This is a genomic window from Shewanella sp. SM74 (assembly GCF_025653725.1).
Classification (GTDB): Bacteria; Pseudomonadota; Gammaproteobacteria; order Enterobacterales; family Shewanellaceae; genus Shewanella; species Shewanella oncorhynchi.
Map to the genome: position 1 here is coordinate 19,302 of NZ_JAKKRZ010000011.1, position 14,092 is coordinate 33,393.

Sequence of the window (14,092 nt, forward strand, 5' to 3'; positions counted from 1 at the left end):
ATCGCAGACCATGCTTATTTTTGCTCACCGCGGCGCCAGCGGTTATCAGGCCGAAAATACCTTAGCCGCCATGGCTAAAGCGTTAGAATTGGGTGCACAAGCCGTCGAACTCGATGTACATAATGTCGAAGGTGAGTTAGTCGTGTTTCACGACAGACGACTCGATAATAAAAGCTCGGGCACGGGCGTCATTCACTTAGTGAGCAAGGACTACCTAGCAAGCATCAATGTGAAAGGTGAATCCATTCCGACGCTATGGCAAGTACTTGAGCTGATTGCGGGGCGCTGCATAGTCAATATAGAGTTAAAAGGCATTAATACCGTCACGCCGTTAATCGACTTATACCCAAAGGCTATGAGTCAGCTTGGGTTTACGAAGGAGCAGTTACTAATCTCTTCTTTTAATCACCCCTATCTGCATGAACTTAAACAGGCGTTGCCGGATGTGTTAGTCGCACCATTGCTTGCCAGTATTCCACTCGAAGGGGCTGGCGTGGTAAGCGAACTGAATGCCTATTCATTGCATTTAGATGTGAGTTTTATCAGCCAAGCGCTAGTAGACGACGCCCATAACCGAGGTGCCAAGGTTTATGTTTATACTGTCGATCATATTGATGATATTCATGCACTTAAGCAGATTGGCGTCGATGGTGTGTTCAGCAATTACCCCGATCGCGCCATGCAAGCCTTAACTCAAAAGGCAATGGCCAATTACTCTGGCTACTTTGAGTAACGGCCAAAATAATAATGATATTAAGCTTGGCTATTTCGCTGAGCCCAATAACCGATAAAAATAAACATGACCACAATTAACAGAAACATCCAATGGGATGGCATAGCCACTATGTGTCTTGCCACCCAAGGCGTGGCTTTCACGATTAATAGGCCATAGCCAAAGGCATTCACAATAATAAAAACAAATGTTCGCAGCACAAAAGAATGCCCCAACAAATGACGCCTTAAGATACGATTTACATCCGCTGAAAAAACCAAAATAAGACACACCACCATAGCGGTAGCAATATCGAAGGCCCAAGGGCGAAGCATATTACCTAACTGGGCAATAATGGCGACTAATTGATCAAACATAGACTTAACCTAAAAATATGCAGCGCAATCCATCTGAGTGGCCGCGACAGCGTATTGAAAAATAACAATAACCAAGCATAAAGGGAGACGCCATGGGGCACAAGTTACTCTTGCTAACAAAGGCAAATCAACAGTACCGCGACTTGATTGAGGCGCAGAGTCTCCCTGATTTAACGTTACTCGACGATAATCCAGCGGGCATAATTGATGCAGATATTTGGTTAGCCGAACCGAAACTCGCCGCGCCCCTATTGCCCCATGCTAAAAATCTGCAATGGTTACAATCAAGCTTTGCTGGTATAGATGCTCTGATGAGTCCAAGGGGCAGAAAAGACTATCAACTCACCAATATTAAAGGCATTTTCGGCCCGCTGATGAGCGAGTATCTATTCGGCTATTTACTCGCGCATATCCGCGGCCATCGTTTTTATCGCCAGCAACAAGGACAAAAACAGTGGCTGATTCAACCCCAGCAGCGCCATTCAAGCCTACAGGGAATGCGATTACTCTTACTCGGTACAGGCTCAATTGCCCAGCATCTCGCGAAGACGGCAAAGCACTTTGGCATGCATGTCACAGGGATCAATCGAAGTGGTAATACCGTAGAAGGTTTTGATGCCATAGAAGCGATGGCCAATTTAGGCCAAGTGTTAACACAGGCCGATGTGGTTGCAAATCTACTGCCAAGCACTCCTGCAACGTACAATCTTCTCAATGCTGACATGTTAGCTATGTTAAAAGCTGATGCAGTGCTGTTTAATGTTGGCCGCGGTGATGCACTCGATCTCGATGTGCTAAATACCCAGCTTATCGCTAATCCTAGTCAGCAAGCGATCCTCGATGTATTTGCTCAGGAACCTTTGCCCAATAGCCATCCTATTTGGGAACGGGAAAATGTCGTGATCACGCCGCATATTTCGGCGCCAAGCCATCCTGCACAAATCGTCGATATCTTTAGCCAAAACTATCGCCGCTACATCATGGGTGAGCCACTGCAGAATCGAGTCGACTTTAGTAAAGGTTATTAGATCAAAGATAAGAAATTGAGTTAGAAATCAGTAAAAGAAAAGGCAATAGTCAGACTATTGCCTTTTTTATCTTAAATTTTAGTCAGTTAAATCCTAAAGCTGCGCTTTAAGAATTGCTCGACTAATACCGAGTGAGAATCCATCTCGCGAGTCACTTCGTCATTCAAGCCAACCATTTCACTGCCGAGTTGATGGCTAGAATGGGTAAATTGCGACACATTCACCACGCTGCGATTCATCTCATTTGCCACACTCGATTGCTCTTCTACCGCGCTGGCAATATGGTGCGTCATATCGGTAATGGTCGAAATGGCCTCACGAATCGTACGTAATGCCGTATCCGCTAAATCCGCCGTTGAAATACATTCGGAAGCGGCAACCACTCCTTGCTGCATACTGATAACAGCTTTATTCGTCCCCTGCTGTAACAGATTAATCATACTGTGGATTTCTTTGGTGGCATCGTGAGTACGTTGTGCCAGTGCCCGTACTTCGTCAGCAACGACAGCGAAGCCACGACCTTGCTCACCCGCTCGAGCCGCTTCAATTGCCGCATTCAATGCCAGTAAATTCGTCTGCCCCGCAATACTCTGAATCACATCGAGCACTGTGCCAATATCTTTACTGTGGGCTTCTAACTCAGTAATAACTTTTGACGTTTGTTGCAGTTGCTCCGCCATGGCTTGAATCGAGCGAATAGTGCTCGACACCGTTTTATCACCATTGATGGTTTCAGCGGATGCCATTTGCGTGGCACTCGCCGCATCGGCACAATTGGAGGACATATCGCCTAATGTGGCAGTCATTTCCTGCATCGCTGTAGCAACTTGTTCTATTTCAGACAGTTGAGCCTGACTGGTACTCTGGATTTGTTTGCCCTTGGCGGCAGATATTTTGGCCTGTTCTGACACGTTATAACAGGAATCCGATGCACGCCCAAGAATCGACTTAAGCTCTGAATTCTGCATTTGCAGTGCTAAATCAATCGCGCCAAGATCATCACTGCTTCCACTATAAATATGCGCCATCAGCGGATTATCGTAGATATGCTTTGCCTTAGCCACTATCGCGTAATAGCGATTCAGCACCAGATTACCGCCCACCAGCAATACTAGGACACTTATCGCTAGGGCAATAAAGCCCATTAAGCCAATTTGCAGAGCAAGGTAAAGCATAGGTAGCATGCCAACCAATGCGAGTAACAGCAATTTAACTGGCATATCCAAAGTACGTTTTAACGCACTGACGCTGCCCTTTTTGTTCAACTCCGCATAGGCTATTTCTGCACGCTTAACCTGATCGCGTGTGGGTTTAGTGCGTACTGATTGAAACTCGACGACTTTGCCATTAACTGAAATCGGTGAGACATAGGCATCGACCCAATAGTGATCGCCATTGGCGCAGCGGTTTTTTACTATCCCTTTCCAAGGCTCGCCTTTTTTGATGCATCGCCACAGATCTTCAAACGCTTGCGGAGGCATATCTGGATGACGCACCATGTTGTGGGGCTTGCCTAGCATGGCATCGAGGTCGTAACCGGCAACGGTACAGAAAGATTGATTGGCGTAAGTGATATGACTTTGAGTATCCGTGGTCGACAATAAAATCCAATCCGCTGGGTAATCATATTCTCGCTGTGTAACTGGTAGATTTGTTCTCATGAAACCTTATGGATCTTTGATTAATTCTTCGTTATTCATCCATGAGTTATCCATCCGTGAGGCATCATCACCCTGACTCTGTATTCCTAAACCTACTTCTAAAACTGCCTAGCTTTTTAATGCTAAAACACACCTAGCATAGACGATAAAACGTGCGCCATGTAACAAAAGCGTTAAAGTATGAAAATCACCCAAAAACATGATTGCATTTGATAAGCGTTTTCATTTACAATTAGCGCAATTCGATTGGAGACTAATATATGTACGTTTGTCTTTGCCATGCGATCACCGATACGCAAATTAAAAATGCAGTAAGCCAGGGCGATAGCTCGCTTGCTGACGTAAAAAAGCGCTTAGGTGTTGCCGATCAATGTGGTAAATGCGCCAGAATGGCAGTGCAGATAATTCAAAATCAACTAGAACTTGAGCCTAATTATTACGAAGTCGCATAGAATTCATCACGAATAGCGTGGTAAAGGGTAACTCACTCACGAACAAACTTCCGACAAGTTAAAACCACGCTGACTCAAGCAAACTTAATCCAGCTCAAGCAAACTCAATCCAAAAAAGTCCCGCGACAACAAAGCCTTCTATCCGCCACTTCGTCTTAAATAATCTTGCCAGTTTAGACTTTAGATATGATGTTTTAATGACAAGCCCCACTGAACTCCAAGCTCTAAAGCCGCGAATAATTCAATGGGGTTAGATCCAACTTCCGAGTCAAGCCTACTTACGTTTCAACAAATAGGCCGCTTCATTAAGCCAAGGCACGGCTTTCTTAATAAAGCGGGGATTGTCGGCCAACACATCTTGCGACGCTAATACTTCAATATCAAAATCCTCACTCAGATGCTGCTCTACCCAAGTAGGGGATACAGCAAAAGGTGGGCCGATAAGGGATTCTTGCGGATAATCTAAAGTCACTAATAAACCGACACTGCCGCTAGGTAATAAGCTCGCTAACTGCTTGGCATATTGTGCACGCATACTTTCTGGCCATGCGATCAAAGCCGCGCGATCATAAAATGCCGTCACGTCTTGAGTGATAGCCTTAGGTAGAGTGAAAATATCACCCTGATACAAGCTGATCTGTTCGGTTTGATAATGCTGGTGTTCACCCACGGCCGTTTGCGTCATCTCGAGTTGGTTATCGCTGAAAAATTGCTGTACTGCCAATTCATTTAACTCACAACCTATGACCTGATGCCCCTGTTCTGCGAGGAAACACATGTCTAGCGACTTTCCACATAAGGGCACAAAAACCTTAGTATCTGCGGGTAATGCAAGCTGCTGCCAATACTTAACGAGGAAAGGATTGATGTCTTGCTGATGAAAACCTATCTGTTGCTGCTGCCACTTTTCATGCCAAAAACCGGGTTCCATGGGTTTATCTCTATTCGCTAATGTTGTCCTTACTCTAATGACATTTTAAAGTGGATGCAAAACCTCCTGCCATTCGGCAAACTCAGCAATGTAAAGACTAACTTACTGATCTAAAGTGGCTTGCACTTTACGCAGCCAAACACAGTTATCGCATTGGCATTGACGGCGTGATAAATGATGTGGGCTTAAAGATGAGTCGATAAAGTCCACGGCGATCAACAACTGCTGTTTTAACTCGGCAATCGATTTTTCGTTCACGGCCACCAACTCGTCATTCTGGTTCATCCAGATACATTCCATGCCCTGATGACACGTTAAACATTGCTCGTCTCTATCATTAAAAAATACCGCATGCGGGCAATGGGTCACTTCCATTGACTGTAAAATACGCTTACGCGGATATTCCAAAAGTTCGATCAACAAGGCCTTATATTGGGTGGGCATACGCCCTCCTTAGCTGCACTTTGTCTGTGGGTTAATTAACAAAAATTGATTCCATCTAATGCCCCAAAGATTACCTATAGTCGCGAGGATTTAATTTGATGTAAGTCAAAGTCAGTGACGAAATGATCGTATAGGTAAGCCGCGCCTGACGCTGAACATCAATGCCATTCAAAATACTAAAATAAAGCCACCCGCTATTTGATTATCTCCCCCGCTTACTGGTTAAATGAACAAAACAAGGAGCACAATTTGCAAACACCTCAGCTGCAGCATTTTTATATTTCTGAAGAGCAATCCATTTACTTGCTCAAAGCCAATGATGCCCGTAAACACAAGGCGTGGATCCGCCTCTGTAAACAACAGCTGAGCAAATTAGGTTATACCGATATCGAATTGGTCGGCAAAGGCGCCTACGGTTTCGTGTTTGCGGGTATCAATCAAGCGGGCGATGCCCATGTGTTTAAGTTTTCACGGATTAATTTGCCGCAACATATTCAAGATAGGCTCGAAGAAGAAGCCTTTATGCTCTCCTTACTCAAACATCCCAATGTGCCGGGCGCGATCAAATTTGAGCGAGTAGGTAAACAGGGAATACTCGTGATGGAACGGGCAAAAGGGGAAGATCTCGACCAACTTTGCCGCCGCATGGGCGCCCTACCGACCGCTATGGTCATGAGCATCGCCCGCCAACTCGCCGATATCTTGTATTACCTGCGCACGGGCAAGCCTTTAGTGCACGGCGATATCAAACCTTCGAATCTGGTTTACGATATTGAACAACAACACTTATCATTAATCGATTGGGGCTCAGCGGTATTTGCGCAGCGGGATGAACATAACAAACCCGTCGAAGACAATGTGATGGCGTTAATGTCTAGCGATCAACAACATACCAACGCCCGCATGGGTGATGTGTATTTTATCGGCGAAGAGCAACTCAATGGAGCACTCTCCAGCCCGCGCTTTGACGAGCAAGGAGTTGCCGCGACTCTGTATGCCCTCGCCTCTGGGCAAGCAAGCCGCTTCGGTGCACAGGTGATTTCGCCCACCAGCATTGGCTTACCGATAGAATTAGCCCGCACCTTAGAGGGCATGCTCAGCACAGATCCGCAGCAGCGCAACATTGCCGGCGATTATTTTTTAAAAAGTATGCGCCACAGCCACAGACTGCACTTACCTGAACTGCCCAAAGCTGATTTACAGGGTGAAATTCCTGTTTGGGTACAATCCCGCGACAAAGATGTTGAAACCGTCAGCTACAGTTCGCGTAAATCCTTTTTAAAGGAACACAACGCCCAAGATCCCATCGCTAAGATGGATGATATTCAGCTCGAAAAATATTACCGCAACTTCCTCGCAGGCATGGGTGATACCGAAAAAGGCTTTATCGCCGCAGTGGGTCGTTTAGCGCAATATCCGATCGTGGGTGGTCTGGCTATTCATTGGCAGGAAACCGGCGTGTTTATCGACTCCAATCTTGCGATTTACGATGCAAAACAAAAAAGTGCGTTAATCATTGCAGTCAACAATATGGTGGATCTCGCGCGGGGAATTAAACGTATAGGGGTGTTTAAGGCCTGTTTCTTTAACGCCAAAGACACACTGCATATCGAACGAGCTGACACCAGCGAGCCTTTTGTCGCCAGTGCCGCACTGCAGTTGCCCTTCGAAGTCGGTGACGTCCCCACCTTAGAAGATAAGTCGCGGTTACATTCTTATTTTGAAGACGGTAAAGATCCCGATGAGAACCTCGAATTACCCCATGAAATCATGGAAGAATTAGCCCGCATCAACCAAATTCACCACACAGGCTGCATCATTTTTGAGGCGCTGCCGAATCACTTAAAAATTCACAGTTACTTGAAACTGCTCAATCCGCGTAAGCAAGCGGCGTTTCGCGCGAGCCTCGATCGCATCTTGCATCATGTCGGAAAAATCCAAGGTCACGGCGTATCGGGCTTTATGAAACTGCCCTACAAAAACACCCGCCGCTTTACTCATCTAGAGCGTAAAGCCGATCACTTTTATCCGAAAAATCCAAAAGAAATAGGCGCCTAATGGCGCCTATGTTCATCGGATTAAATCGGTGATCCCGGCGGTAAGGTTAACGGCTTAGGAATAAGCTTAACCTTAGCATCGGTCAAACCCGCAGTAAGACCCTGTTGCAACCAAGTATAGTGCGCCGCAAGACTCACATTCGCTCGATTCGACTTCGCTTTCAATTGCTTAATCACAAACTGAGCGCGATCGTTAATCGCAGCCCTCACTTCTGGTGAGGTTTGAGGATCGTGCAGCGTTGCCAGCACTTCATCAATCACCACAGCGTTCACTCGCATCCATACGCCTTCGACCAGCGCGAGCTTGTCCTCTTGATACAAGGTCGCCGCGAATAACTTATCCAATAATGTCGTCACCGATAACTGCTCACTATCTGCCATGGATGCTTGGCTGACACGATTCAAGCGTTTAGGCATCAATAGCAAGCTCACGGTATGACGGCTAAACACTTCAGCCATACCGAGAGGGTCGTTAATTGCACCTAGACCTGAATCGAAGGATTCCCGCGTAACATGATAATTCCCCGCCTTTGGCACTAAACTGTCGAGCAAGGTTTGCGGCACAGTTAAACTCGCCGCATCGAGTGTGTTAAGTAGCGCGTCTAAGCCCGTTAACTGCAACTGCGGCGCAATATAGCTCCAGCGGCTGCCTTCACCAATAGATTGATAGTTATAGTCAGTGCCGCCAATAAACTTAGCGACCGCATCGATTTGATAACGCGTCAGCAAATAAATTGGCGCAAAGGCATCGGCTAGCTCGCCCAGTGGCTCATTGGGTAACAAGGCCGCACTGGAGAAATCCGCAATCGCCTTAGTGCGAATTTTATTTAACTTACCCAGCTGATCGATCGGATCGTCACCACTATCCCACAAACTGGCATAGGCCTGACTCGCATCCTTTTGGCGGGAATCTGCCTCACCGATATAACGTAAGCCACGTTTGGCTACATCGGCCAGTAAGTCGACTTGCAGCGCTTGTTGGGTGCGAGCATCGCCTTGATCGCTATAGCCATAGGCGATAGCAAAATCATCCCAAGGACCAACACCTGTAGTGTAAGGTGCGGAAATATCAATATCATTGCCCTTTAGCTGGATTTTCGGATGGGGATAATCCATCACAGAGGCATCCTGATTGGTCGAAGCAGCAAAGTTATGATCGAGCCCTAAGGTATGGCCGACTTCATGGGCAGCCAGTTGGCGAATACGCGCCAGCGACAAGGCTGTCGCCGCTTTCTCGGCAGCCACTCTATCCTGCCAGCCTGCGGTTAAGCCTTTAGCAATCAAGTAATCCTGACGCACACGCAAACTGCCGAGCGTGACTTGACCCTTGATGATTTCACCGGTGCGAGGATCGGTCAGTGCGGCGCCATAGGACCAACCCCGCGTCGCCCTGTGCACCCATTGGATCATGTTGTAGCGAATATCCTGCGGATCGGCATCTACAGGTAATAACTCAACTTTAAAGCCGTTGATAAATCCCGCCCGAGTAAAAGCCGTCTCCCACCAGCGCGCGCCATCGAGCAACGCCGATCGTATAGGTTCTGGCACACCAGGATCGAGATAATAAGTAATAGGTTTAACGACTTCGCTTGGCGCTGGGCCTGGATGCACTTTCTGTAAACGGTGGCGCAGGATAAAACGCTGCACTAAAGGTTGGTCAAAGGGCATGGCATAATCGCGATACTCATCGGACAAATAACCGCTCATAGGATGATAAGCCCGCGGCTGATAGTCGGTATCAGGCAGCTCAACAAAGGAATAACGCATCCGCACCGACATTAAGGTGCCATCGGGTGTTACCTGTGCGACCTGCGCGCCAGCAACATCGCCTTTGAACGTCAGTTGCACATCCACATCGGCGTTTTTCTCAAAGGATTTAATCCCTTTGGGTAAGATGACAGAACGGCTCAAATCGAGCTGATAATTGCCCTGCTCTGTTTGTTGCAATACGGAAGACACGCCGTGTAAATCATTGAGCACCAGATCGTTGATCGCTACCAAATCTGGCTTGCCCTCAATCACTTTGCCTTGCCATAACACAGAATCGGCAAAGGCTTCTTCAACCGCTCTTTGCTCGGCGGCATCAGAGGTATTCGCACGATATTGAGTATTGAGTTGCTTGAGTAAAACATAGGGACCTTGGCGCTCAAACTGCACCATACGGGTCTGACCCAGTTGGCCACGATCGAGACCAATGTCGTTTGAGCCTACGCCCTGTGGCAGGCTAGTAACTAAGATAAAAGGTTGATTTAAACGATTGACCTCAAGATATAACTCTCCCTCAGACTCCTCGTAATAGAGATTAAGAAACCCTTTCGCCTCTTGGCCCTGCTTAATGATCTTGGCGCTAGGTGCGGCTGCCGCGACCGTAACGGTGGGAAATCCTAACAGCGCTATAAATAAGGCTAAGGCTACACTTTGGGGTTTCATCTTTCCTCCTGATTCGGCTGGCTGCGTTATTTACCTTATAAGTCATTGGCATCTTTGATGACTGCTTATCTCAAGCGATTGATTTAAAGTAAATAATGCGAGGCCATCACTGGCCCCGAGCAAATAAATTAACGATTCTGATGCTGGTTCTTGTGTTTGATCCAGTGATTTAATGTTTCAAATAATTCGTTGAGCACTATGGGTTTAGTGATGTGGGCATTCATCCCTGCTGCTAAACTCTTTTCCCTGTCACCCGACATTGCATGGGCTGTCATGGCAATGATAGGCAGTTCATCGGCACTAAAACGCTCACGCAATGCCCTTGCGGCCGTTAACCCGTCCATCACTGGCATTTGAATATCCATCAACACAGCATCAAACGGCCGCGAGTCGATAGTATCCAGCGCCACTTGACCATTGTCGGCCAGCACCACTTCGTAGCCAGCGCTCTTAAGAAGTTCAGTGGCCACTTGCTGGTTGATAAAGTTATCCTCCACCAGTAACACTAGACCTGTGTGCTCTCCTTCCTCAACTTGAACTTCAACCATAGGCTGAACCACATTCAATCTCGGTTCATCGGCAAAGGCAGCAATGATCTCATCGAACAGACTCGATGCCTTAAACGGTTTTTGCAGTACGGCAAACACATTGGCACTATCGACTTCATGCTGCAAGGGCTCTGCCGCATAGGCCGTCATCATGATAATCACAGGCCGTTTAGCTAAGCGGCCTTCGGCGACCATAGTATCTATGGCACTGACCACATCGCTACCGTCCATTTCTGGCATCATCCAGTCGAGCAATAACAGATCGATTGGTGCCCGCGACAGTTTGTAAAGCGCTTCGGCACCACTGGCGGCGGTATCAACTTCGAAGTGGAAATCTCGCATCAAGGTCGAATAAATTTGCAGTGCCGTCGGGTTATCGTCAACGACTAAGGTGCGTAGACTATTAAGTTTTTCCGGCACGACCAAAGGTTCAATCTTAGCGGCTTCGGCAATTTCAAAACTGATGGTGAAGCTAAAGGTACTACCGACCCCAAGCTCACTCTGCACTTGCATCTTGCCGCCCATCATAGACACCAGATGCTTACTGATCGACAAACCTAAGCCAGTGCCACCGTATTTACGAGTGGTCGAACCGTCGGCTTGGGCGAAGGCATCAAACAGCTTATCCTGTTGATCTTTACCTATGCCGATCCCCGTATCGCGCACCCAGAACTTCAAGGTAATCCGATGATCCCGCTCGCCGACATCTTCACAGCCGAGCTCAATCTCGCCAGATTGGGTAAATTTCACCGCATTCGATAACAGGTTAATCAGCACTTGGCCTAAACGTAGCGGATCGCCCTTAAGAATGAGTCCCGCCGTCACTGGTGCATATAAGAGTAACTCGACGCCTTGTTCCTGTGCCTTAAGCGCATTGAGATCCAGAGCGTGATCGAGCACTTTATCCAGCGGGAACGGCACCCGCTCAAGCTCCAACTTACCCGCCTCAATTTTAGAGAAGTCGAGAATATCGTTGATGATCCTCAGCAGCGATTGCGCCGAGAAACCGGCTTTTTCGAGGTAATCTTTCTGCTGCGCCGTTAACGAAGTGCGCTGTGCCAACTGCAACATACCGATAATGGCGTTCATCGGCGTGCGGATCTCATGGCTCATGTTGGCCAAGAATTCACTCTTGTAGAGGTTAGCGAGTTCGGCGTCTTGCTTGGCTTCAAGCAACGCCACTTCGTTACTCTTATGGCGGGTAATATCCTTATGGGTACCGAGCATACGCTTAGGCTGACCTTCGGCGGTGAACTCCACCACACGGCCACGGGATAACACCCAGTGATAGCCGCCATTTTTACCTAACATACGGAATTCAATTTCGAAAGCACCGACGGGATCAGCAAGATACTGAGCACGGTATTCCTCGACGCGAATACGATCGTCGGGGTGGGATAATTCATCAATTGTCGATACTAAAGCTGGGAATTCATTGGTTTTATAACCCAACATAGAATAATAGGCTGGGTTACAAATGATCTGTTCAGAGTCTAAATACCAGTCCCACAGGCCATCTTCCACCGCATCCATAGCTAAGTGATAACGCTCTTCGGACAGGCGTAATTGTTCGGCGGATTCGTATTCCCGCGTCACATCACGCCACACGGCAATCAATCCCTGCAGTTCGCCGCGGCGATTGTAGAAAGGCAGTTTGAGGGTATCGAGCAGCACAGGTTTACCCGCAAGCTCGACCTTTTCTTGGTAGCGCAGCGGCGTGCGATCTTTTAAGACTTGTTCGTCTTCGGCGCGGATACGTATGCCCATTTCAGGCGAGGTCAGATCCTCAGATGATAAACCTATCATCTCGCTCTCTGTGTAACCCAGCATGCGTTCAGCCGCCTTGTTACAACCTAAATAGTTGCCTTCTTTATCTTTAAAGACAATCGCTTCAGGAATCGAGTCAAGCAGGGATCGCAGTAGCGCATATTCGCGCTCACGCCGCTCTGTGGTGTCTTTTAAGCGTTCAGTACGCCGCGCTACTAGCTTATCGAGCCGCTTATTCTGTTCGGCTAGATGGTGGGTATATTGTTTGTTTTCCTCAAAAATCCGACTCACCAACAAGAACCAAGGCTCCCAGCCACGGGTGATTTTCTCCGGTGGTTTACGTGGCTCTTGGGAGCAACCTTCAAGGTGCGACAGTAATCGCGAGGCTGGACTCACAAAAGATCGACGCGTCTGCCAATGCACTATGGTCACCAACACCGACAGGGCGATAACCACTAAAATAAAGGTCAGCTGCAGTTTTTCCCACGAGTCTTGGAATAGGTCGTCTTCATCCTGCAAATACAGTAAACGCCAAGGCGCGTTATGCAGGGCAACCGAGTGGATGTAATAGCCGTTACGAATGATGCCGTCGTGGGCATCGAACAATTCCGACTCAGGTAAAGAATGCAGCTCAGAGGGAATACGTTGGCTGATGTGATAGACCCGATTGATATCTGAGCTATCAAAATCGCTGTGGGATAAAATATTGTTCTGTTGGTCGAGCAAAATCACTGTGCCCGGCATCTTAAAGTAAACCCGAATTTGCCGCGCTAACGAGGCAAGCGTCATGTCTAAGTTGATTGAGCCAATGAACTCATCATCCAAATAAATGGGCACACCTAAAGTGGTCAATAAGCCTTTGCCCGTGGAGTCAACATAGGCTTCACTCCAAAATACACTGCGCTGCGGATTCATTGCTGGGGTGGCGTATTGGAACTGTTTCTTGTTGAGTAATTCGTCCCTAAAACGTTGATCGTCATTCGACCAAGGGAAATAGGACATGATCCTACGTTTCGACAGGTAATAAATCGCCGAGGCTTTCGGGGCGGCTTCTTTGGCGACGGGGAATGACAATGACAGCTCAAACAACATCTCAAGCTCTTGATAGAACTTGTCGTCGCGGCCGTCGAGGGAACCCGCACCAGTAATCCTACCCATGTTGGTAAAAGGCTCACCGCTCTGGGCGTAGCTAGGTTCTAAGGTAAAATACTGGCCGCTTTCGTTGAATTTACCGTATTGGGGTAAGCGTTCTTTACGTACGAGTTCGCCCAAACGTAAATGATCCACAGCAACGTTGCGTAAGCTTTTTACCGCTCTAATGCTCGACTCAAGTAGCAAATCGATTTGCAATACATGGCGCTGAACCTGCTCTTCACGCTGTTCCATCTGCTGTGCTTTTTGGCGGTCGAAAAACATCCATGCGGTCAACAAAGACATGACGATAACGCCGATGTACGTATAAAAAACGGCACGGTTGTAGTTCTTCTGGATCGGCGATTTTAGTTGGAGATCCGGCTCACTCGATTTCATCCACTACCCTTGATTGCAGCGCTTAATTTCAGCCTACGGCGGCAAAAACTATGAGCTCCATATAGTAGCAGGAAGGAACTGCCAATCACATAAAATAATTGTCAGATAAAGCCTACTCATACCACTGATAAGTCGATTAAAAATCTACTACTCCA

At 47.5% G+C, this 14,092-nt stretch carries 10 protein-coding genes; 4 read left to right on the top strand and 6 right to left on the bottom strand.

Translation table 11 applies throughout. The annotated features are described in order from the left end of the window. Positions 1 to 10 precede the first annotated feature (10 nt). Positions 11 to 733: a glycerophosphodiester phosphodiesterase gene (locus L5M49_RS12665; RefSeq protein WP_263266194.1), complete on the top strand. Its 723-nt coding sequence runs from the start codon at positions 11 to 13 to the stop codon at positions 731 to 733. Positions 734 to 753: 20 nt separating this feature from the next. On the opposite strand, the gene L5M49_RS12670 is transcribed toward L5M49_RS12665, so the two are convergent. Next, positions 754 to 1,089, bottom strand: coding sequence for a DUF3392 domain-containing protein (locus tag L5M49_RS12670; protein ID WP_263266195.1), 336 nt, complete (start codon positions 1,087 to 1,089; stop codon positions 754 to 756). Positions 1,090 to 1,181: 92 nt separating this feature from the next. On the opposite strand from L5M49_RS12670, the gene L5M49_RS12675 reads away from it, so the two are divergent. After that, positions 1,182 to 2,117, top strand: coding sequence for a D-2-hydroxyacid dehydrogenase (locus L5M49_RS12675; RefSeq protein WP_131523964.1), 936 nt, complete (start codon positions 1,182 to 1,184; stop codon positions 2,115 to 2,117). A gap of 86 nt (positions 2,118 to 2,203) precedes the next feature. Here L5M49_RS12675 and L5M49_RS12680 read toward each other — a convergent pair whose 3' ends face one another. After that, positions 2,204 to 3,778: a PAS domain-containing methyl-accepting chemotaxis protein gene (locus L5M49_RS12680; protein ID WP_263266196.1), complete on the bottom strand. Its 1,575-nt coding sequence runs from the start codon at positions 3,776 to 3,778 to the stop codon at positions 2,204 to 2,206. A gap of 260 nt (positions 3,779 to 4,038) precedes the next feature. On the opposite strand from L5M49_RS12680, the gene L5M49_RS12685 reads away from it, so the two are divergent. Then, positions 4,039 to 4,230 carry a bacterioferritin-associated ferredoxin gene (locus tag L5M49_RS12685; RefSeq protein WP_076498521.1) on the top strand — a complete coding sequence of 64 codons (192 nt, stop codon included), beginning with the start codon at positions 4,039 to 4,041 and terminating at the stop codon, positions 4,228 to 4,230. Between the two features lie 274 nt (positions 4,231 to 4,504). Here L5M49_RS12685 and L5M49_RS12690 read toward each other — a convergent pair whose 3' ends face one another. Together L5M49_RS12690 and L5M49_RS12695 are read right to left on the bottom strand one after the other, a co-directional pair. Then, on the bottom strand, positions 4,505 to 5,161 hold the full coding sequence (locus L5M49_RS12690; protein WP_263178287.1) for a thiopurine S-methyltransferase: 657 nt from the start codon (positions 5,159 to 5,161) through the stop codon (positions 4,505 to 4,507). Positions 5,162 to 5,263: 102 nt separating this feature from the next. Next, a complete protein-coding gene (locus tag L5M49_RS12695; RefSeq protein WP_105250285.1) occupies positions 5,264 to 5,605 on the bottom strand; it encodes a hypothetical protein in 342 nt (113 codons plus the stop codon). Between the two features lie 249 nt (positions 5,606 to 5,854). On the opposite strand from L5M49_RS12695, the gene L5M49_RS12700 reads away from it, so the two are divergent. Beyond that, positions 5,855 to 7,663, top strand: coding sequence for a protein kinase domain-containing protein (locus L5M49_RS12700; protein ID WP_105250286.1), 1,809 nt, complete (start codon positions 5,855 to 5,857; stop codon positions 7,661 to 7,663). A gap of 20 nt (positions 7,664 to 7,683) precedes the next feature. Here L5M49_RS12700 and L5M49_RS12705 read toward each other — a convergent pair whose 3' ends face one another. After that, positions 7,684 to 10,092: a zinc-dependent metalloprotease gene (locus L5M49_RS12705; protein WP_263266197.1), complete on the bottom strand. Its 2,409-nt coding sequence runs from the start codon at positions 10,090 to 10,092 to the stop codon at positions 7,684 to 7,686. 128 nt (positions 10,093 to 10,220) lie between these two features. Next, the gene (locus tag L5M49_RS12710) at positions 10,221 to 13,937 is read right to left on the bottom strand and encodes a response regulator (RefSeq protein ID WP_263222128.1); all 3,717 of its coding nucleotides are present in this window, start codon (positions 13,935 to 13,937) and stop codon (positions 10,221 to 10,223) included. Between the last annotated feature and the right edge of the window lie 155 nt (positions 13,938 to 14,092).

Excerpts from the sequence above, each read along its gene's own strand:
- L5M49_RS12705 (WP_263266197.1), bottom strand. The coding sequence starts at position 10,092 with ATGAAACCCCAAAGTGTAGCCTTAGCCTTATTTATAGCGCTGTTAGGA.
- L5M49_RS12665 (WP_263266194.1), top strand. The coding sequence starts at position 11 with ATGCTTATTTTTGCTCACCGCGGCGCCAGCGGTTATCAGGCCGAAAAT.
- L5M49_RS12675 (WP_131523964.1), top strand. The coding sequence starts at position 1,182 with ATGGGGCACAAGTTACTCTTGCTAACAAAGGCAAATCAACAGTACCGC.
- L5M49_RS12690 (WP_263178287.1), bottom strand. The coding sequence starts at position 5,161 with ATGGAACCCGGTTTTTGGCATGAAAAGTGGCAGCAGCAACAGATAGGT.
- L5M49_RS12695 (WP_105250285.1), bottom strand. The coding sequence starts at position 5,605 with ATGCCCACCCAATATAAGGCCTTGTTGATCGAACTTTTGGAATATCCG.
- L5M49_RS12680 (WP_263266196.1), bottom strand. The coding sequence starts at position 3,778 with ATGAGAACAAATCTACCAGTTACACAGCGAGAATATGATTACCCAGCG.
- L5M49_RS12710 (WP_263222128.1), bottom strand. The coding sequence starts at position 13,937 with ATGAAATCGAGTGAGCCGGATCTCCAACTAAAATCGCCGATCCAGAAG.
- L5M49_RS12670 (WP_263266195.1), bottom strand. The coding sequence starts at position 1,089 with ATGTTTGATCAATTAGTCGCCATTATTGCCCAGTTAGGTAATATGCTT.
- L5M49_RS12685 (WP_076498521.1), top strand. The coding sequence starts at position 4,039 with ATGTACGTTTGTCTTTGCCATGCGATCACCGATACGCAAATTAAAAAT.